This is a genomic window from Pseudomonas sp. Z1-29 (assembly GCF_051131995.1).
GTDB lineage: Bacteria > Pseudomonadota > Gammaproteobacteria > Pseudomonadales > Pseudomonadaceae > Aquipseudomonas.
Genome location: NZ_CP071645.1, coordinates 5,575,925 through 5,597,067, shown reverse-complemented (window position 1 = coordinate 5,597,067; position 21,143 = coordinate 5,575,925). Strand labels below are relative to the sequence as shown.

14 protein-coding genes are annotated in these 21,143 nt (G+C 62.4%); 12 read left to right on the top strand and 2 right to left on the bottom strand.

Annotated features, from left to right (window positions below; genetic code table 11):
• Positions 1-201: 201 nt before the first annotated feature.
• Positions 202-2,421, bottom strand: coding sequence for a primosomal protein N' (locus tag J3P84_RS25430; RefSeq protein WP_434626465.1), 2,220 nt, complete (start codon positions 2,419-2,421; stop codon positions 202-204).
• Positions 2,422-2,713: 292 nt separating this feature from the next.
• Here J3P84_RS25430 and rpmE point away from each other — a divergent pair, with 292 nt between their 5' ends.
• From rpmE to J3P84_RS25415, 3 genes are all read left to right on the top strand, one after another.
• On the top strand, positions 2,714-2,938 hold the full coding sequence (gene rpmE / locus J3P84_RS25425; protein ID WP_305497356.1) for a 50S ribosomal protein L31: 225 nt from the start codon (positions 2,714-2,716) through the stop codon (positions 2,936-2,938).
• Between the two features lie 41 nt (positions 2,939-2,979).
• Positions 2,980-3,771, top strand: coding sequence for a thermonuclease family protein (locus tag J3P84_RS25420; RefSeq protein WP_434631531.1), 792 nt, complete (start codon positions 2,980-2,982; stop codon positions 3,769-3,771).
• A 177-nt stretch (positions 3,772-3,948) separates the two neighbouring features.
• Positions 3,949-5,217, top strand: a complete 1,269-nt coding sequence (locus J3P84_RS25415; RefSeq protein ID WP_434570160.1) for a malic enzyme-like NAD(P)-binding protein — start codon at positions 3,949-3,951, stop codon at positions 5,215-5,217.
• Positions 5,218-5,463: 246 nt separating this feature from the next.
• Here the strand turns inward: J3P84_RS25415 and J3P84_RS25410 are convergent, their stop codons facing one another.
• Positions 5,464-7,908 (bottom strand): penicillin-binding protein 1A, encoded by a 2,445-nt coding sequence (locus tag J3P84_RS25410; RefSeq protein WP_434631528.1) that lies wholly within the window; start codon positions 7,906-7,908, stop codon positions 5,464-5,466.
• A 208-nt stretch (positions 7,909-8,116) separates the two neighbouring features.
• On the opposite strand from J3P84_RS25410, the gene J3P84_RS25405 reads away from it, so the two are divergent.
• From J3P84_RS25405 to gltB, 9 genes are all read left to right on the top strand, one after another.
• Entirely contained in the window at positions 8,117-9,181 is a 1,065-nt protein-coding gene (locus J3P84_RS25405; RefSeq protein ID WP_434626464.1) for a pilus assembly protein PilM, read from the top strand.
• On the top strand, positions 9,181-9,747 hold the full coding sequence (locus J3P84_RS25400; protein ID WP_434626463.1) for a PilN domain-containing protein: 567 nt from the start codon (positions 9,181-9,183) through the stop codon (positions 9,745-9,747). The genes J3P84_RS25405 and J3P84_RS25400 overlap by 1 nt, the downstream gene beginning before the upstream one ends.
• Positions 9,744-10,367 carry a type 4a pilus biogenesis protein PilO gene (gene pilO / locus J3P84_RS25395; RefSeq protein WP_434602584.1) on the top strand — a complete coding sequence of 208 codons (624 nt, stop codon included), beginning with the start codon at positions 9,744-9,746 and terminating at the stop codon, positions 10,365-10,367. The genes J3P84_RS25400 and pilO overlap by 4 nt, the downstream gene beginning before the upstream one ends.
• Positions 10,364-10,909, top strand: coding sequence for a pilus assembly protein PilP (locus tag J3P84_RS25390; protein ID WP_434626461.1), 546 nt, complete (start codon positions 10,364-10,366; stop codon positions 10,907-10,909). The genes pilO and J3P84_RS25390 overlap by 4 nt, the downstream gene beginning before the upstream one ends.
• Complete coding sequence (pilQ, locus tag J3P84_RS25385; RefSeq protein WP_434626460.1) at positions 10,906-12,978, top strand: type IV pilus secretin PilQ; 2,073 nt, start codon at positions 10,906-10,908, stop codon at positions 12,976-12,978. Before J3P84_RS25390 ends, pilQ begins: the two co-directional genes overlap by 4 nt.
• A gap of 4 nt (positions 12,979-12,982) precedes the next feature.
• Positions 12,983-13,501, top strand: coding sequence for a shikimate kinase AroK (aroK, locus tag J3P84_RS25380; RefSeq protein ID WP_181290818.1), 519 nt, complete (start codon positions 12,983-12,985; stop codon positions 13,499-13,501).
• 138 nt (positions 13,502-13,639) lie between these two features.
• Positions 13,640-14,740, top strand: coding sequence for a 3-dehydroquinate synthase (aroB, locus tag J3P84_RS25375; protein ID WP_434626458.1), 1,101 nt, complete (start codon positions 13,640-13,642; stop codon positions 14,738-14,740).
• Positions 14,741-14,750: 10 nt separating this feature from the next.
• On the top strand, positions 14,751-16,337 hold the full coding sequence (locus tag J3P84_RS25370; protein ID WP_434626456.1) for an AAA family ATPase: 1,587 nt from the start codon (positions 14,751-14,753) through the stop codon (positions 16,335-16,337).
• 350 nt (positions 16,338-16,687) lie between these two features.
• Entirely contained in the window at positions 16,688-21,136 is a 4,449-nt protein-coding gene (gene gltB, locus J3P84_RS25365) for a glutamate synthase large subunit (RefSeq protein WP_434626455.1), read from the top strand.
• Positions 21,137-21,143: the final 7 nt, after the last annotated feature.

The following is a 21,143-nucleotide window of genomic DNA, read 5'->3' as shown; positions in this document are numbered from 1 at the left end:
TATCCGTGGCGCGGGCGAGCTTGCCAACTGTAGCGGGTCGGGCGGGTATGTGCGGCGACTATTCTTGCTGGCTTGGATGTACGCAATCCCCTGTGGGAGCGAGCTTGCTCGCGATAGCGGTCTGGCATTCAATATTCATGCAAGCTGATCCGCCGCCATCGCGAGCAAGCTCGCTCCCACAAGGGCCAGGTTAGCGTTCCATTAATACAAATCCACCGGATCCACATCCAGCGACCAGCGCACCGCCCGCCCGCTGGGCAGTTGTTCCAGTACCAGCAACCAGGCGCTCAGCAACCGATGCAGCGGTGCGCGGGCATTGGCCTGTAATAAAAGCTGTGCGCGATAACGTCCCGCCCGCCGTTCCATCGGAGCCGGCACCGGGCCCAATAGTTCGATCCCGCTGAGGCTCTGTTCCGCCAGCAGGCGCTCGGCCTCGCTGCACGCTTCGTCCAGGAAGCCTTCGGCCTGTCCTGGCTTGTGGGCCTCGGCCCGCAGCAGCGCCAGATGGGCGAACGGCGGCAGCCCGGCGGCGCGACGTTCGCTCAAGGCCTGCTCGGCGAAGGCGAAGTAGCCCTGCTCGGTCAGTTGGATCAGCAGCGGGTGGTCGGCCAGGTGGGTCTGGATAATCACTTTGCCCGGCTCCTCGGCCCGTCCGGCGCGACCTGCAACCTGGACGATCAGCTGCGCCATGCGCTCGCTCGCGCGGAAGTCACCGGAAAACAACCCACCGTCGGCATCCAGGATCGATACCAGCGTCACGCGCGGGAAGTGATGCCCCTTGGCGAGCATCTGCGTGCCCACCAGGATGCACGGCTGGCCTTTCTGGATCGTGGCGAACAGCTGATTCATCGCATCCTTGCGCGAGGTGCTGTCGCGATCCACCCGTAGTACCGGGTAATCGGGAAACAAGATACCCAGCCGCTCCTCGGCGCGCTCGGTGCCGGCGCCTACCGGACGCAGGTCCACTTTCCCGCATTGCGGGCAGTGCCTCGGTACCGGCTCGGAGTGTCCGCAATGGTGACAGCGCAGTTCGCCGTAGCGCTGATGCACGGTCATTCGCGCGTCGCAGCGCTCGCAGCCGGACATCCAGCCGCAGTCATGGCACAGCAGGGTCGGGGCGAACCCCCGGCGGTTGAGAAACACCAGCACCTGCTGCCCAGCGGCCAGGGTCTGGCCGATGGCTTGCTGCATCGGTCCGGAAATGCCGCTGTCCAGCGGGCGGCTTTTCACATCCAGGCGCAGGAAGCGCGGCTGCTTGGCGCCGCCGGCCCGCTCGTTGAGGCGCAGCAGGCCGTAGCGACCGGTGTAGGCGTTGTGCAGGCTTTCCAGGGAGGGCGTGGCCGAGCCGAGCACGATCGGGATATTTTCCTGGCGCGCACGCACCAGCGCCAGGTCACGGGCGTGGTAGCGCAGGCCTTCCTGCTGTTTATAGGAACCGTCGTGTTCTTCGTCGATGATGATCAGGCCGGGGTTCTTCATCGGCGTGAACAGCGCCGAGCGGGTGCCGATGATGATGTCGGCCTCGCCGTCGCGGGCGGCGAGCCAGGCTTCCAGGCGCTCGCGGTCGTTGACCGCCGAATGCACCAGGGCGATGCGCGCATTGAAGCGCTGCTCGAAGCGCGCCAGGGTCTGCGGGCCCAGGTTGATTTCCGGAATCAGCACCAGGGCTTGCTTGCCGGCTTCAAGGGTCTGGCGGATCAGTTGCAGGTAGACCTCGGTCTTGCCGCTGCCGGTGACGCCCGCCAGCAGAAAGGCGTGATAACTGTCGAAACCCGCGCGAATCGCCTCGCAAGCGGTCCGCTGTTCGGCGTTGAGCGGCAGTTCCGGCTGGGCCAGCCAGTGTTCGTGGCGCGCGTCGGGGGCGTGCCGGCGGACTTCTACCTGGACGAGATTCTTGGCTAGCAGCAGATCAAGGCTGTCCTTGCTGAGCATCAACTTGCTCAACAGCTGGTGCGCTACCCCATGGGGATGCTGGGCCAGGGTCGCCAGGGCCTCGCGTTGGCGCGGTGCGCGGGCGATGCGCGGGTCATCCAGCGAAGCGCCCGGCGTCACCGACCAGAATCGCTCCTGGCGTGCCTCGGCCGGTTCGCCCTGGCGCAACAGCACCGGTAACGCCCAGCTCAAGGTGTCGCCCAGGCTGTGCTGATAATACTGTGCGGTCCACAGGCACAGCTTGAACAGCGCCGCGGGCAGCGGTGGCGTGGCGTCGAGCAGCGCCAGGGCCGGTTTGAGCTTGTCGACCGGCACTTCGCTGTGATCGGTGACTTCCACCAGGATCCCGATCATTTCCCGCCGGCCGAACGGCACCCGCAGGCGCATGCCCGGCTGCAACTGGGCGCGTGTTACCCCGGCTGGGGCACGGTAGTCGAACAGACGTCGCAGGGGCGATGGCAGGGCGAGGCGCAGGATGGCGTCGGGCACGCGGGAGGATCTCGATAGACAAGCAAATTCAGAAAACCTGGCGCGATCCTTGTGGGAGCGAGCCTGCTCGCGAAAGCGGAGCGTCAAGCAATACTCATGCGACGGGTCCACCGCCTTCGCGAGCAGGCTCGCTCCCACAGAGGAGCTGGCGCATGAGGCGGGGAGCCTAGCAGACGGTTGGTACAAGTTGTAGCTTGCGTGATTAATCTTGTCTGGTAGAATCCGCGGCCTAATTACGTGCGGTATTCAACAATAGTGTTGGGTGGCGGCACGCTAGCCTGAGGAAAACACCATGAAAACCGATATCCATCCGGACTACCCAGTTGTGGCCGTAACCTGCAGCTGCGGCAACAAGTTCGAAACGCGTTCGACCTACGGCAAAGCCCTGGCGATCGACGTTTGCAACGAATGCCACCCGTTCTACACCGGTAAGCAAAAGACTCTGGATACCGGCGGCCGTGTTCAGAAGTTCGCCGATCGTTTCGGTGCTTTCGGCAAAGTTACTCCAAAAGCCTGAGGCTGATCATCTTGGAAAGTCGTTCCGGCTATTCCAGGCTGATGAAAAAGGCGTCCCTAGCGGGCGCCTTTTTTGTGTCCGCGATTTGGCTCTGTGGTGCCCAGGCGGCGTGCCCGTCCCCGGATGGACTGCCCGACGTGGCCGTGCAACGGGTGGTCGATGGCGACACCTTGTACCTCAGCGACGGTCGTCGCATCCGCATGATCGGTCTCAACAGTCCGGAACTGGGAAAGCGCGGGCGTGCGGACGAGCCGTTTGCCGTGGCGGCGCGCCAGCGGCTCGAGGCGCTGGTGGCTGCCAGCGCCGGTCGGGTCAGGGTGTCGCCTGGCAAGGACGACCGTGACGACTACGGGCGCACGCTGGCCCATGTCTATGACCAGCAGGGTCGGAACCTGGAAGAGCAATTGATTGCCGAGGGGCTGGGTTACCTGGTCGCGGTCGCGCCGAATGTCGACCTGGTCGAGTGTCAGCAGGCGGCGGAGCGCAAGGCGCGGCAGGCCGGCCTGGGGCTATGGAAGAAGTCGCCCGTCGTGCGCGCGGAGCAGATCAAGGCCCCCGGTTTTGCGCTGGTCAGCGGCCGCGTAGACAGTGTGCAACGCAATCGCGGCGGGATCTGGATCGAGCTGCAAGGCTCGGTTGTCCTGCATATTGCGGCCAATCTGCAGCGAAGCTTTGACGCTTCGCTGCTCAAGGGCCTGGAAGGCCGGACCATCGAGGCCCGTGGTTGGGTTGTCGATCGCTCTCGACGCGGTGCGGCTAGGCCCGGGCAGGCGCGGTGGATGTTGCCTCTGACTGATCCGGCAATGTTGCAGGCAGTGCTCAGGCAGAAATAATTGTAGACATTTTTTGACGTTATTGTATCCATGAAGCCCTTGTGTTTCCTGGTTCTTGGCCCAAAGTCGTAGGGCAGGGCGCTTGACAGCAGTGACTGGTCAGTCTTGTAGGGACTTTGCGAGGCGCGTATCCTCGGCGGTCCGTCTGTCCAACACAGTAAAAAGCGGAATGCCCACATGTCTGATCTGAAAACTGCCGCTCTCGAATATCACGCTAATCCTCGTCCAGGAAAGCTGAGTGTCGAGCTCACCAAGGCCACCGCCACTGCCCGCGACCTGTCGCTGGCCTACAGCCCCGGCGTAGCCGAGCCAGTACGCGAGATCGCTCGCGACCCTGAGCTGGCCTACAAATACACCGGCAAGGGCAACCTGGTTGCAGTCATTTCCGATGGCACCGCGATTCTCGGCCTGGGTAACCTCGGCCCACTGGCTTCCAAGCCGGTCATGGAAGGCAAGGGCGTGCTGTTCAAGCGCTTCGCCGGTATCGACGTGTTCGACATCGAAGTCGATTCCGAAAGCCCGCAGGCCTTCATCGACACCGTCAAGCGCATCTCCATCACCTTCGGCGGCATCAACCTGGAAGACATCAAGGCACCTGAGTGCTTCGAGATCGAGCGCGCCCTGATCGAACAGTGCGACATTCCGGTTTTCCACGATGACCAGCACGGCACCGCGATCGTGACCGCAGCCGGCATGATCAATGCCCTGGAAATCGCCGGCAAGACCCTGCCGGAAGCCAAGATCGTCTGCCTGGGCGCGGGTGCCGCGGCCATCTCCTGCATGAAGTTGCTGGTGAGCATGGGCGCCAGGATTGAAAACATCTTCATGGTTGACCGTACCGGCGTGATCCACTCCGGCCGTGACGACCTGAACCAGTACAAGGCCGTGTTTGCCCACGCGACCGACAAGCGCTCCCTGGCGGATGCGCTGGACGGTGCAGACGTTTTCGTCGGCCTGTCGGGTCCGAACCTGCTGAGCCCGGAAAACCTGCTGCGCATGGCGCCGAACCCGATCGTGTTCGCCTGCTCGAACCCGGACCCGGAAATCTCCCCGGAACTGGCTCACGCCACCCGCAGCGACGTGATCATGGCCACCGGCCGCTCGGACTATCCGAACCAGGTCAACAACGTCCTGGGCTTCCCGTTCATCTTCCGTGGTGCCCTGGACGTTCGCGCCAAGCGCATCAACGAAGAAATGAAAGTCGCCGCCGCCAACGCCCTGCGCGAACTGGCCAAGCTGCCGGTGCCTCAGGATGTGTGTGACGCCTATGGCGGCATCAAGCTGGAATTCGGTCGTGAGTACATCATTCCGAAGCCAATGGATGCGCGCCTGATCACCCTGATCTCCGACGCCGTGGCCAAGGCCGCGATCGAGACTGGCGTGGCCACCCTGCCATATCCGAAGAACTACCCGCTCAAGAGCGTGGATGACGTGTTCAACGGCTAAGCCGTTGTAGCGCTTCAACAAAAAGCCCCGGCTCGTGTGAGCCGGGGCTTTTTTTGTCAGTTTGGTTTGGTGTGAGATTCGAGGGCCTCTTCGCGAGCAGGCTCGCTCCCACATTGGAATGCAATCCCTGTGGGAGCGAGCCTGCTCGCGAAGGCGGACGTGCAGTCGATTCAATGTCTCAGAATACCTGATACATCAAAAAGCCCCGCGCTTCTCTCGAAGGCGGGGCTTTTCGGTGGCGTCCGGTCAGAACAGATCGATCGGCGCTGCCTCATCCGCCGGCAGCGGGCTGCCCGGCGCTACACCGTTGCCCAGCTCATTGGCCGACGGCGGCGTGTCTTCGCTCTTGAACAGCTCGAAGTACGCGCCAGGCGTGCCTGGGGTGGCGGCGCGACCGCTGGCCGGGTCGACCCGCAGGCTGAGGATGCCTTCCGGTTCCGGCTGGGTGTGGGGTGGTCGGTCCTTGAGGGCGGCGCCCATGTAGGTCATCCAGATCGGCAGTGCCACGGTACCGCCGAATTCGCGGCGACCCAGGCTTTCGGGCTGGTCGAAACCGGTCCAGACGGTGGTCACGTAATCGCCGTTGTAGCCCGAGAACCACGCATCCTTCGATTCGTTGGTGGTACCGGTCTTGCCGGCCAGGTCGGTGCGACCCAGTGCCAGGGCGCGCCGGCCGGTGCCGAGCTTGATCACATCCTGCAGCATGCTGTTGAGGATGTAGGTGGTACGGCCGTCAACGATGCGTTCGGCGATTGCCGGCGCTTGCGGTACGCCAGGGGCGGTGGTGGCTTCGCCGCCAGTTGCGTTGACCGTGAAGGTCTCGGCGGCGGGGGCGGCGACGCCGTCGCTGGCCTGCTCGCCTGTCGGTACTCGTGGCGGGTTGGCGACAAACAGCGTTTCGCCGTTGCGGCTTTCGATCCTGTCGATGATGTACGGAGTGATCTTGTAGCCGCCGTTGGCAAAGGTGCTCCAACCCGTGGCGATTTCCATGGGCGTCAGCGTCGCGGTGCCCAGTGCCAGGGACAGGTTGCGCGGCAGGTCCTGCTTGTTGAAGCCGAACTTGCTGATGTAGTCGATGGTGCGGTCCACGCCCAGCGCTTGCAGCAGGCGGATCGAGACAAGGTTGCGGGACTTGTACAGCGCTTCGCGCAGGCGAATCGGGCCGAGGAAGGTATTGGTGTCGTTCTTCGGTCGCCAGACCTTGTCGAGGTACTCGTCGACAAACACGATCGGCGCATCGTTGACCAGGCTGGCGGCGGTGTAGCCGTTATCCAGCGCAGCGCTGTAGACGAACGGCTTGAAGCTCGAGCCCGGTTGACGCTTGGCCTGCAAGGCGCGGTTGTAATTGCTCTGCTCGAAGGCGAAACCACCCACCAGCGAGCGGATCGCGCCATTCTGCGGGTCCAGCGACACCAGCGCGCCTTGGGCGGCAGGTATCTGACTGAACTTGAGGGAGTTGTCCGGCTGGCGCTGTACGCGGATCAGGTCGCCGACCTGAGCGACGTCCGACGGCTGCCGCGGGTTGGCGCCCATGCTGTTGGTATTGAGGAACGGACGGGCCCATTTCATGGTGTCCCAGGCCACGTGCTCTTCGGACTCGCCATTGCGGGTCAGGACCTTGATGCCGTCCTTGTCCACCTGAGTGACGATCGCCGGCTCCAGGCTGCTGATGGTGCGCTGCTTGGTCAGCTCCAGGGCCCAGGCTTCCTTGGTCTTGCCTGGCAGGCGCGATTCCGGCCCACGGTAGCCGTGGCGCTGGTCGTAGGTCATCAGGCCTTCGTGGAGCGCGGTATTGGCCATTTCCTGCAGGTTGCTCGGCACCGTGGTGGTGACCCGGAAACCTTCGGTATAGGCGTCGCTGCCATAGCGCCCGACCATCTCGGCCCGGGCCATTTCGGCGATGTACGGGGCATTCACTTCCGGCGTCGGCACGTGATAGCTGGCGTTCAAGGGCTCGTTGATCGCGGCGGTGTAGTCGGCTTCGCTGATCTTGCCGAGCTTGTACATGCGCCCCAGGATCCAGTCGCGACGCTCCTTGCTGCGTGCCGGGTTGGCCAGCGGGTTGAAACGTGACGGTGCCTTGGGCAGGCCGGCGATCATTGCCATCTGCGCCAGGCTCACGTCGCGGATCGACTTGCCGTAATACACCTGCGCCGCCGCCTCGATGCCATAGGCGCGGTTGCCCAGGTAGATCTTGTTCACGTACAGCTCGAGAATTTCATCCTTGGTCAGTTGCCGCTCGATCTGCAGGGCCAGGAGGATCTCGGTGGTCTTGCGCGAGAAGCTGCGTTCGCTGGTCAGGAAGAAATTCTTGGCGACCTGCATGGTGATGGTGCTGCCGCCGGACTGGATGTGGCCACTCTTGACCAGTTGGCTGGCGGCGCGCATCAGACTGCCCGGATCGACGCCATAGTGGTTGGCGAAGTTGTCGTCTTCAGCACTTAGTAACGCATTGATGAAATTGGGCGGAATGTCGGCGAAACGGATCGGCGTGCGGCGCATTTCGCCAAATTCGGCGATCAATTTATTGTCGCTGCTGTATACCCGCAGAGGAATCTGCAACTGAATACTTCTCAGCGCCTCCACGGACGGCAATCCCGGACTAAGGTAAAGAAAGGCACCACTCAGACCCAGGAGCAGTCCGCAGAAAACCGCGACGATGGACCATCCGAAAAATTTCAGCAGACGAATCAAGGCTTTTGGATATCCAGGCAAAGAATGAAAAAGGCGCCAGGTTCAGGGAAGGACCCATGCCAGCAACAAAGCGAAAAAAAACGCTGGGCATTATAAGCATTTTTTTTCGTCGGAAACGCCATCCGGACGTCCGTCGGACCGGGGGGATTGAACGCAATTCATATTAGAGAGTCCGTAACTCACGGATAGTCATAGGGAATTGGTAGTGCTACGACTCTTCAATAAAAAAGCCCACACACTTTTGGGGATCGACATCAGCTCGACGTCGGTGAAGCTGCTCGAATTGAGCCGTCAGGGCGATCGTCTGCGTGTCGAGTCCTACGCTGTCGAGCCGTTGCCAGCCAATGCCGTGGTGGAAAAGAACATCGCCGAGCTGGAAGGAGTGGGCCAGGCGCTCTCACGAGTGCTGGCCAAGGCCAGGACACCCTTGCGCAACGTGGCGGTGGCCGTGGCGGGGTCGGCGGTGATCACCAAGACCATCGAGATGGACGCCGGGCTGTCCGATGACGACATGGAGAACCAGCTCAAGATCGAGGCCGACCAGTACATTCCTTATCCACTGGACGAAGTGGCGATCGATTTCGAGGTGGTCGGCGTATCGCCTCGCAGCGCCGAGCGTGTCGAGGTGCTGTTGGCGGCTTGTCGCAAAGAGAATGTCGAGGTGCGCGAGGCGGCGCTGGCGCTTGCCGGGCTGACGGCCCGGGTGGTCGATGTGGAAGCGTACGCGCTGGAGCGTGCGTTCGGCCTGCTCGCCACTCAGCTGGCGGCATCCCAGGAGCGCCTGACCGTGGCGGTGATCGACATCGGAGCCACGATGACCACGCTCAGCGTGTTGCACAACGGGCGCATCATTTATACCCGCGAGCAGTTGTTCGGTGGGCGCCAGCTTACCGAGGAAATCCAGCGCCGTTATGGCCTGACGCCGGAGCAGGCCGGCGTGGCAAAAAAGCAGGGCGGCCTGCCGGACGACTATCTCGGCGAAGTGCTGCAACCGTTTCGCGAAGCGCTGGTGCAGCAAGTGTCGCGTTCCCTGCAGTTTTTCTTCGCTTCAGGTCAGTACAGCGCAGTGGACCATATCCTGCTGGCGGGAGGGACGGCCTCGGTCGCAGGCCTCGACCGTTTGATCGAGCAGCGCCTGGGCACACCTACCCAGGTGGCCAACCCGTTTACCAACATGGCCTTGAGCAGCAAGGTCAATGCCGGTGCCCTGGCCAGTGATGCGCCAGCCCTGATGATTGCCTGCGGGCTGGCCCTCAGGAGTTTCGACTGATGGCTCGGATCAACCTGCTTCCCTGGCGCGAAGAACTGCGCGAAGAGCGGCGCAAGCGCTTTTTGCTGGCATTGGTGGGGGCGCTGGTCGGTGCGGTGGGGCTGACGCTGCTGGCGGCACAGTACCTGAGCAACGAGATTGACTACCAAATGGCGCGCAACGCCCATCTGACCGGGGAAATCGCCGTGCTGGACGAGCGCATCAAGCAGATCAGCGAGCTGAAGGCTCGGCGTCAGCAACTGTTGGAGCGCATGCGGATCATCCAGGACTTGCAGGGCAACCGGCCGGTCAGTGCGCGCATTTTCGATCAACTGGCGCGGACCCTGCCGGATGGGGTGTTTTTCACTGAAGTGAAAATGGAAGAGGGCACGCTCTCCATCAAAGGGGCCGCGGCGTCAAACAACCGGGTCTCGGACCTGATGCGCAACCTCGACTCGTCGGAGCTGTTCGATGCGCCCAGCCTGACGGAGGTCAAGGCCACCACGGCGGGCCAGCTCGACCAGGCCAATGTCTTCCAGCTGACGGTTCGCCAGACCCGTCCGGCCGATGCGGAGGACGCCCAATGAAGCCGGCAGAGTGGTTCGACGCGCTGCGCAAGATCGATCTCAGTGACCTGGACACCAACAATGTCGGTTCATGGCCGACGCCGGTCAAGTGGCTGGCCGGCATCATGCTAGTGATCCTGGTGCTCGGCCTGGGCTACAACTTTGCCCTCAGTGACCTGGAAAACCAGCTGCAGCAGGTCCGTGAGGAGGAGAACACCCTCAAGGCGCAATTCGCCGGCAAGGCGCACATGGCGGCGAACCTGGAGCGCTATACCGAGCAGATGAAGCAGATGGAAACTTCCTTTGGCGTGCTGTTGCGGCAATTGCCCAGTGACACTGAAGTGCCGGGCCTGCTGGAGGACATCACCCGCACCGGCCTGGGCAGCGGCCTGGAGTTCGAGGAGATCAAGTTGCTGCCGGAGGTCACCCAGCCGTTCTACATCGAGTTGCCGATCCAGATCACTGTGACCGGCGGCTACCATGACCTGGCGACCTTCGTCAGCGGCGTAGCCGGGTTGCCCCGGATCGTCACCCTGCACGATTTCGAGATCGCGCCGATGGAGCCGGAGGCGGGGACGAAGCTGCGCATGAACATCCAGGCCAAGACCTACCGGTACAACGAGCAGGAGGCGCAGCCATGACGCCGGTCTGCCGCCTGGGTCTGCTGGTCGGGCTGGTTGCGCTGGCCGGGTGCAACAACGACAACGGTTTCAGTGACCTGGATGCCTACATGAACGAGATGCGCCTGCGCCCGCCCGGCAAGATCGAGCCAATGCCGACCTTCAGGCCTCACGAAACCTTTACCTACAGCGCGGCCAACTTGCGCAGCCCTTTTTCCCGGCAGGTTCCAGTCGATCAGGCTGGTCGACAGCAGGGCTCGCGCAACGTCCGCCCCGACCCGAACCGAGTCAAGCAATACCTGGAAGGCTTCAACATCGAGCAATTCGAGATGGTCGGTACGATCTCCAATGCCAGCGGCTCTTTTGCGCTGTTGCGTGGCGCTGGTGGGGTACACCGGCTGAAGGTCGGAGATTACCTGGGGCGTAACGACGGGCGGATCATCGCTATCAGCGCCACCCAGGTTGAAGTGGTCGAAATCGTTCCCGATGGCCAGGGCGCCTGGCTGGAGCGGCCGCGGACCATTCCCTTGAAAGAGCACTCAATAGTGGAACTCCAACAATGAACAGGATTTTTTCAGCCCTCGGTATTTCGCTATGGATAGCGTTGTTGTCGCCGGTGGTTCATGGCGCCAGCCTGAAAGCGCTGGATGTCGCGGCGTTACCGGGGGACCGGATCGAGTTGAAGCTGACTTTCGACGGGCCGCCGCCCAAGCCCCGTGGTTATACCACCGAGCAACCGGCCCGCATCGCGCTGGATCTGCAGGGGGTGACCAGCCAACTGGCCAGCAAGAGCCGCGACCTGGGCAGTGGCAATGCCCGCAGCGCCACCGTGGTCGAGGCGGGGGATCGTACCCGGTTGATCATCGGCCTTACGCAACTGGCGCCCTATGACACGCGGGTGGAGGGCAACAATCTGTTCGTGGTGGTTGGCAAGGGCGCGACATCGAGAAGCCCGGCCCAACCCGCTCGCCCGGCGACCACCGTCCCTGTGTCTGCCAGGGCTCGCGCCCCGGCGGGCAAAGCCATTCGCGGGGTGGATTTCCAGCGCGGGACCCAGGGTGAAGGCAATGTGGTGATCGATTTGTCCGATCCGTCCATCGCCCCGGACATCCAGGAGCGCGAAGGCAAGATCATCCTCGATTTCGCCAGGACCCAGTTGCCCGAGCCGCTGAGGGTGCGCCTGGACGTCAAGGATTTCGCCACCCCGGTGCAGTTCATCAACGCCAGCGCCGCCTCCGATCGCGCCACCATCAGCATCGAGCCCAGCGGAACCTTCGATTACTCGACCTACCAGACCGACAACAAGCTGACCGTCAGTGTCCGGCCGATGACCGTCGAGGACCTGCAAAAACGCGATACCGATCGAGCCGCCTATAACGGCGAAAAACTGTCCCTGAACTTCCAGGACATCGAGGTGCGTTCGGTACTGCAGCTGATTGCCGATTTCACCAACCTCAACCTGGTGGCCAGCGATACGGTGCAGGGCGGTATCACCCTGCGGTTGCAGAACGTGCCGTGGGATCAGGCGCTGGACCTGGTGCTCAAGACCAAGGGGCTCGACAAGCGCAAAGTAGGTAACGTGCTGCTGGTGGCACCGGCTGACGAGATCGCCGCCCGCGAACGCCAGGAGCTGGAATCGCAAAAGCAGATTGCCGACCTCGCCCCGTTGCGCCGCGAACTGCTGCAGGTCAACTACGCGAAGGCGGCGGACATCGCCAAGCTCTTCCAGTCGGTGACCAGTGCCGAGGCCAAGGCCGATGAGCGCGGCACGATCACGGTCGACGAGCGGACCAACAACATCATCGCCTACCAGACCCAGGACCGGCTCGACGAACTGCGCCGGATCGTGGCGCAGCTGGATATCCCGGTGCGCCAGGTGATGATCGAGGCGCGTATCGTCGAGGCCAACGTCGACTACGACAAAAGCCTGGGCGTGCGCTGGGGGGGCTCGATACAGAACAAGGGCAACTGGAACTCTTCCGGGGTGACCACCGGTGATTCCACCACCATTGGTACGCCGGGCAGCACCAGCACCAACCAGCCATTCGTCGACCTCGGCGCCTCTGGCAATACCTCGGGGATCGGTATCGCGTTCATCACCGACAACGTCCTGCTCGACCTTGAGCTGACGGCCATGGAGAAAACCGGCAACGGTGAAATCGTCTCACAGCCCAAGGTGGTGACCTCCGACAAGGAGACGGCAAAAATCCTCAAGGGCACGGAGATTCCCTACCAGGAGGCCAGCTCCAGCGGCGCCACCTCGGTGTCGTTCAAGGAGGCCTCGTTGTCGCTTGAGGTCACGCCGCAGATAACCCCGGACAACCGCATCATCATGGAGGTCAAGGTCACCAAGGATGAGCCGGACTACCTGAACAAGGTCCAGGATGTACCGCCGATCAAGAAAAACGAGGTCAACGCCAAGGTGCTGGTCAACGACGGCGAGACCATTGTGATTGGGGGCGTTTTCTCAAATACTCAGAGCAAGGTTGTAGATAAGGTGCCATTTCTTGGCGATGTGCCGTATCTTGGCCGCCTTTTCCGGCGTGATGTGGTTTCGGAGAAAAAATCCGAGCTGCTGGTATTTCTCACTCCGCGTATCATGAACAACCAGGCGATTGCTGTGAGTCGTTGATTCTGTGCGAAATTTGATTCTTGTTGGACCGATGGGGGCTGGAAAAAGCACCATCGGTCGTTTGCTGGCCAAAGAGCTGCGCCTGCCATTCAAAGATTCCGACAAGGAAATTGAATTGCGCACGGGCGCCAATATCCCATGGATCTTCGATAAGGAAGGCGAACCGGGCTTTCGCGACCGCGAGCAGGCGATGATTGCCGAGCTGTGCGGTTTCGAAGGCGTGGTGCTGGCGACCGGTGGCGGCGCGGTCATGCGCGAGGCCAATCGTCGGGCGCTGCATGCCGGCGGACGGGTGGTCTACCTGCACGCTTCAGTCGAACAGCAGGTGGGTCGCACCGCCCGTGATCGCAACCGGCCGCTGTTGCGCACCGCCGACCCGGCCAAGACGCTGCGGGACCTGCTCGAATTGCGTGATCCGCTGTATCGGGAAATCGCCGACCTGGTCATCGAAACCGATGAACGGCCGCCACGGATGGTGGTGCTGGAAATTCTCGATCGCCTTCAGCAACTGCCACCCCGTTAATGCGCCGAGCGAAATGCGCTATCCTCGACGTCCCGTTTTGGCTCGACTGGGTTGTGGCGGATGGCCATTAACTGAGACACCGTGGACTTCGTTAATTGCAGGTAGGGATGCCTGATTTCATCTTCACTGTGGGGACACATGCAGACACTTAAGGTCGACCTGGGCGAGCGCAGCTACCCGATTCATATTGGCGAAGGCTTGCTCGACCAGCCCGAACTGCTGGCGCCGCATATCGCCGGACGGCAAGTCGCGATCATCACCAACGAAACCGTCGCTCCTTTGTACCTGGAACGCCTGACTCGCAGCCTGTCGGCTTTTTCCGTCATTTCCGTCGTACTGCCCGACGGTGAAGCGTTCAAGAACTGGGAAACCCTGCAATTGATCTTCGACGGTCTGCTGACTGCACGTCATGATCGTCGCACCACGGTGATCGCCCTGGGCGGCGGCGTGATCGGCGACATGGCCGGGTTCGCTGCGGCGTGCTATCAACGCGGTGTGGATTTCATCCAGATTCCTACCACGCTGCTATCGCAGGTCGATTCGTCCGTGGGCGGAAAGACCGGCATCAACCATCCGCTGGGCAAGAACATGGTGGGCGCGTTCTATCAGCCCAACGTGGTGCTCATCGACACCGCCTCCCTCAAGACGTTGCCGGCCCGTGAACTGTCCGCAGGCCTGGCTGAAGTGATCAAGTACGGGCTGATCTGCGACGAGCCGTTCCTCGGCTGGCTCGAAGAAAACGTCGACCGCCTGCGTGCGCTGGATCAACAGGCCCTGACTTACGCGATCGAGCGCTCTTGCGCAGCCAAGGCTGCCGTCGTCGGCGCCGATGAGCGCGAATCGGGTGTGCGGGCCACGCTCAACCTCGGCCATACCTTCGGTCATGCCATCGAAACCCATATGGGCTATGGCGTCTGGCTGCACGGTGAGGCCGTTGCCGCAGGGACGGTCATGGCCCTGGAAATGTCCGCGCGCCTGGGTTGGATCAGCCAGCAGGAGCGCGATCGTGGTATTCGCCTGTTTCAACGTGCCGGGTTGCCGGTGGTTCCGCCGGAAGAAATGACCGAGGCGGATTTTCTTGAACACATGGCAATCGACAAAAAAGTGATCGACGGTCGTCTGCGTCTGGTGCTGCTGCGCCGCATGGGCGAAGCGGTAGTGACCGACGATTATCCGAAAGAGGTTCTACAGGCCACGCTGGGAGCGGATTACCGCGCCCTGGCTCAGCTTAAAGGTTAATAAGATTCCGATGACTAGTCTGCATGCCGACGAGGCGTTCCTCGGCCATTTCCAATTGAGTCATGACCCTTTCGCTCCACGGGTCCCGGGCTTCAAGTTTTTCCCTGCTCAACGCAAGCCAGTGCTGGGCCAGTTGCACCATCTGGCCCGCTACAGCCAATTGCTGCTGGTGGTCACCGGCCCCCAGGGCAGTGGCAAGACCTTGCTGCGCCAGGCCCTGGTGGCCAGTACCAACAAGCAGTCGGTGCAAAGCGTGGTGGTATCGGCCCGTGGTGCGGGTGATGCCGCGGGTGTGCTGCGCCAGGTGGCCCAGGCTCTGAATGTCGCCCAGGCGGAAATCGGCGCGATTCTCGACCAGATCGTACAATTGGCGCTCACCGGACAGGAAGTCTACCTGCTGGTGGACGATGCCGAACAACTCGACGAATCGGCCCTGGAGGCACTGCTGGCCCTGGCTGCCGGCGCGCCGGAAGGCCGTCCTCATGTGTTCCTGTTCGGTGAGTCGTCACTGATCGCCGAGCTGGACCAGTTGGAGCTCGAGGAAGAGCGTTTCCACGTTATCGAACTCGCGCCCTACACCGAGGAAGAAACCCGTGAATACCTGGCCCAGCGGCTGGAGGGGGCTGGCCGGGGTATCGAACTTTTCACCGCGGATCAGATCTCTGAGATTCACGAAAGCTCGGACGGCTGGCCTGGCAACATCAACCAGGTGGCCCGAGATGCTCTGATCGAAATCATGATCGCCAGCCGCTCAGCGGTGAAGCGTCCAAGTATGGGGTTCAACATGCCGAAGAAACACGTATTGGCGATTTCCGCCGTTGTCGTGGTTGCGGTGGCCGCCGCCTGGCTGATGCCAGGTCGCAACAAGGCACCGACCACCGGCGCACCTGCCAACGAACAGGCACAGCTGCCTCTCGGCCAGGGCACTCCGCAAGCCAACGGCGGTGCGCCGGCGGTGGAGTTCGCCGGCAATACCCAGCCGATGCCGCTGCCGCTGGTCGGCCAGTCGCAACCGGTCATGCGCGGTCCTCTGGCAGAAGCCGCGGGGGGCATCACCGAAGGCGACGATGGCGCGCCGCCGCCGATCGATGACAGCAGCGACGTACCGCCAACCGTGACCACCACCGCACCACCTGCGGGCGTGCCGGCCGGTCCGACACCGACGCCGACACCTGCCCCGGCTGCCAAACCGACCCCTGCGCCTACCCAGGTCGCCACCGCCAAGCCGGCCCCGACCCCGGCCGCCCCAGCGGCCAAGCCAGCACCGGCGCCTGCGGCCAAGCCTGCCGCCACCCCGGCCAAAGCCACGGGCGGTAGCTGGTACGCAGGTCAGGCACCGGGCAACTACGTGGTGCAGATCCTCGGCACCAGCTCCGAAGCCACTGCGCAGAACTTCGTCAAGGAGCAGGGCGGCGAGTACCGTTATTTCAAGAAAGTGCTCAACGGCAAGCCGCTTTATGTCATCACCTACGGCAGCTTTGCCAATCGTGACGCAGCCGTTTCCGCCATCAAGGCCTTGCCAGCGAAGGTTCAGGCTGGTAAACCTTGGCCTCGCACTGTCGCCAGCGTCCAACAGGAACTGGCAGCAACTCGCTGATGATTCGGCGGCCTTACCCAGGCCGCCTCTCCCGGCAACCTCAAAATTTCCGCAAGGGCGGGCGACCTTTCAGGCCGCGCGCCTTGTGGTGTCTGCGTCACAGTAGTGTTTGAGTCGTAGCGGTCGAACCCAAAAAAGTTTTGACTAGCACAGCATATAGCTTTAAACCTTTCACAAATGCGACATGGATTTGCGACAGTTCGTCGTCAAATTTGTGAGCCTCTGTGTCGGTGTGTACAATGACCTCCCTTTTGCCCCCGCAAAGCTGGCGTACGTTCGGCGCGGCACGCAACTGGCTGAATTGAAAAGAAATTTGCCTCGCTAAGAGGCAGCCTGGTGAGAAAGTGTCTATGAAAGCAGGTCTGTACCAACCAGATGAATTCAAGGATAACTGCGGTTTCGGCCTGATAGCCCATATGCAGGGCGAGCCCAGTCATACCCTTTTGCAAACGGCCATTGAGGCCCTGACCTGCATGACCCACCGTGGTGGGATCAACGCCGACGGGAAGACCGGCGACGGCTGTGGCTTGCTGATTCAAAAGCCTGACGAGTTCCTGCGTGCCATCGCCCAGGAAACGTTTGGCGTGACCCTGCCCAAGCAATACGCCGTGGGCATGGTGTTTTTCAACCAGGACCCGGTAAAGGCACAAGCCGCTCGCGAGAACATGAACCGCGAGATCCTCGCCGCCGGCCTGCAACTGGTCGGCTGGCGCCAAGTGCCGATCGACACCAGCGTCCTCGGCCGCCTGGCCCTTGAGCGCCTGCCGTTGATCGAGCAAGTGTTCATTGCCGGTGAAGGCTTGAGCGACCAGGAAATGTCGATCAAGCTGTTCAGCTCCCGTCGTCGTTCGTCCGTGGCCAACGCCGCTGACACCGACCACTACATCTGCAGCTTTTCCCACAAGACCATCATTTACAAAGGCCTGATGATGCCGGCGGACCTCACCGCCTTTTATCCGGACCTGAGCGATGAGCGCCTGAAAACCGCGATCTGCGTATTCCACCAGCGCTTCTCCACCAACACCCTGCCGAAATGGCCGCTGGCCCAGCCCTTCCGTTTCCTCGCGCACAACGGCGAGATCAACACCATCACCGGCAACCGCAACTGGGCCCTGGCCCGTCGCACCAAGTTCGCCAATGACCTGATGCCGGACCTCGAAGAGCTCGGCCCGCTGGTCAACCGTGTGGGCTCTGACTCCTCGAGCATGGACAACATGCTCGAACTGATGGTGACCGGCGGCATCGACCTGTTCCGTGGCGTGCGCATGCTTGTTCCGCCAGCCTGGCAGAACGTCGAAACCATGGACCCGGACCTCCGTGCCTTCTACGAATACAACTCCATGCACATGGAGCCGTGGGACGGCCCGGCCGGTATCGTCATGACCGACGGTCGCTACGCGGTATGCCTGCTCGACCGTAACGGTCTGCGTCCGGCGCGCTGGGTCACCACCACCAATGGTTTCATCACCCTGGCGTCGGAAATCGGCGTGTGGAACTACCAGCCCGAAGACGTCATCGCCAAAGGCCGCGTGGGCCCTGGGCAGATTTTCGCCGTGGACACCGAGACCGGGCAGATCCTCGACACCGACGCGATCGACAACCGTCTCAAGTCCCGTCATCCGTACAAGCAATGGCTGCGCAAGAATGCCTTGCGCATCCAGGCGACCATGGAAGACAACGACCACGGCTCGGCTTTCTACGACGTCGACCAGCTCAAGCAGTACATGAAGATGTACCAGGTGACGTTCGAAGAGCGTGACCAGGTGTTGCGTCCGCTGGGCGAGCAGGGCTACGAAGCGGTCGGCTCCATGGGCGATGACACGCCGATGGCCGTGCTGTCCCAGCGCGTGCGCACGCCATATGACTATTTCCGCCAGCAGTTCGCCCAGGTAACCAACCCGCCGATCGACCCGCTGCGCGAAGCGATCGTGATGTCCCTGGAAATCTGCCTCGGTGCCGAGCGCAACATTTTCCAGGAGTCGCCGGAACACGCTTCGCGGGTGATCCTCAGCTCGCCGGTCATTTCTCCGGCCAAGTGGCGCTCGCTGACCAACCTTGATCGTCCCGGCTTCGAACGCCAGGTCATCGACCTGAACTACGACGAAAGCGTCGGCCTGGAAGCGGCGATCCGCAACGTTGCCGATCAGGCCGAAGAAGCCGCGCGTGCCGGACGTACCCAGATCGTTCTGACCGACCGTCATATCGCGCCCGGCAAGCTGCCGATCCACGCCTCGCTGGCCACCGGCGCGGTGCACCATCGCCTGACCGAAAAAGGCCTGCGCTGCGATTCCAACATCCTCGTGGAAACCGCCACGGCTCGCGACCCGCATCACTTTGCGGTGCTGATCGGCTTTGGCGCCTCGGCGGTGTACCCGTTCCTCGCCTACGAAGTGCTGGGCGACCTGATCCGTACCGGTGAAGTGCTGGGCGACCTCTACGAGGTGTTCAAGAACTACCGCAAAGGCATCACCAAGGGGCTGCTCAAGATCCTCTCGAAGATGGGTATCTCGACTATCGCCTCGTACCGTGGCGCGCAGTTGTTCGAGGCCATCGGTCTGTCCGAAGAAGTCTGCGAGCTGAGCTTCCGTGGTGTCCCGAGTCGCATCAAGGGCACCCGTTTCGTCGACATCGAAGCCGAGCAGAAAGCCCTGGCCGCCGAAGCCTGGAGCCCGCGCAAGCCGATCCAGCAGGGCGGTCTGCTGAAGTTCGTCCACGGTGGCGAATACCACGCCTACAACCCGGACGTGGTCAACACCCTGCAAGCCGCCGTGCAACAGGGCGACTACGGCAAGTTCAAGGAGTACACGGCGCTGGTGGATAACCGCCCGGTGTCGATGATCCGCGACCTGCTCAAGGTCAAGACCCTCGACACGCCGCTGGATATCAGCGAAGTGGAGCCGCTGGAGTCGGTACTCAAGCGTTTCGACTCCGCCGGCATCTCCTTGGGCGCCTTGTCTCCGGAAGCCCACGAAGCCCTGGCCGAAGCCATGAACCGCCTCGGTGCGCGTTCAAACTCCGGCGAAGGCGGCGAAGACCCGGCGCGCTACGGCACCATCAAGAGTTCGAAAATCAAGCAGGTGGCCACCGGCCGCTTCGGTGTGACCCCGGAATACCTGGTCAACGCTGAAGTGCTGCAGATCAAGGTTGCCCAGGGCGCCAAGCCCGGCGAAGGCGGCCAGTTGCCTGGCGGCAAGGTCAACGGCCTGATCGCCAAGCTGCGCTACGCGGTGCCCGGCGTGACGCTGATTTCGCCGCCGCCGCACCACGACATCTACTCGATCGAAGACTTATCGCAACTGATCTTCGACCTCAAGCAGGTGAACCCGAAGGCCCTGGTCTCGGTGAAGCTGGTGGCGGAAGCCGGCGTCGGCACGATTGCCGCCGGCGTGGCGAAAGCCTATGCCGACCTGATCACCATCTCCGGCTACGACGGCGGCACCGGTGCCTCGCCGCTGACCTCGATCAAGTACGCTGGCGCGCCGTGGGAACTGGGCCTGGCCGAAACCCACCAGACCCTGCGCGGCAACGACCTGCGCGGCAAGGTGCGGGTGCAGACCGACGGGGGCCTGAAGACCGGCCTCGACGTGATCAAGGCCGCCATTCTCGGTGCCGAGAGCTTCGGCTTCGGTACCGCGCCGATGATCGCGCTGGGCTGCAAATACCTGCGCATCTGCCATCTGAACAACTGCGCCACCGGCGTGGCGACCCAGAACGAGAAGTTGCGCAAGGACCACTACATCGGCACCGTCGACATGGTGGTGAACTTCTTCACCTACGTGGCCGAAGAGACCCGTGAGTGGCTGGCCAAGCTGGGCGTACGCTCGCTGGAAGAGCTGATCGGCCGCACCGATCTGCTCGAGGTGCTCGAAGGCCAGACCGCCAAGCAGCATCACCTGGACCTGACCCCGTTGCTGGGCAGCGACCTGATCCCGGCGGACAAGCCACAATTCTGCCAGGTCGATCGCAACCCGCCGTTCGACAAGGGCGAGCTGGCCGAGAAGATGGTCGACATGGCCGCTTCGGCGATCAATGACCTGAGCGGTGCTCAGTTCGAGCTGAATATCTGCAACTGCGACCGCTCCATCGGCGCGCGGATTTCCGGCGAGATCGCCCGCAAGCACGGCAACCAGGGCATGGCTCACGCGCCGATCACGTTCCGCTTCAAGGGCACGGCCGGGCAAAGCTTCGGCGTCTGGAACGCAGGCGGCCTGAACATGTACCTGGAAGGTGACGCGAACGACTACGTGGGCAAGGGCATGACCGGCGGCAAACTGGTCATCGTTCCGCCCAAGGGCAGTGTCTACCGGACCCAGGACAGTGCGATCATCGGCAACACCTGCCTCTACGGCGCCACGGGCGGCAAGCTGTTCGCCGCCGGCACCGCGGGTGAGCGTTTCGCCGTACGTAACTCCGGCGCCCACACCGTGGTGGAAGGCACCGGCGATCACTGCTGCGAGTACATGACCGGTGGTTTCGTCTGCGTACTGGGCAAGACCGGTTACAACTTCGGCTCAGGCATGACCGGCGGTTTCGCCTATGTGCTCGACCAGGACAACAGCTTCGTCGACCGGGTCAACCACGAACTGGTGGAAATCCAGCGGATCAGCGGCGAGGCGATGGAAGCCTACCGCAGCCACCTGCAACGCGTGCTGAACGAATACGTCGAGGAAACCGACAGTGAGTGGGGTCGTGAACTCGCCGAGAACCTCGATGACTACGTACGTCGTTTCTGGCTGGTCAAGCCGAAAGCGGCCAACCTGAAGTCGTTGCTTTCCAGCACCCGTGCCAACCCGCAGTGATATGCGC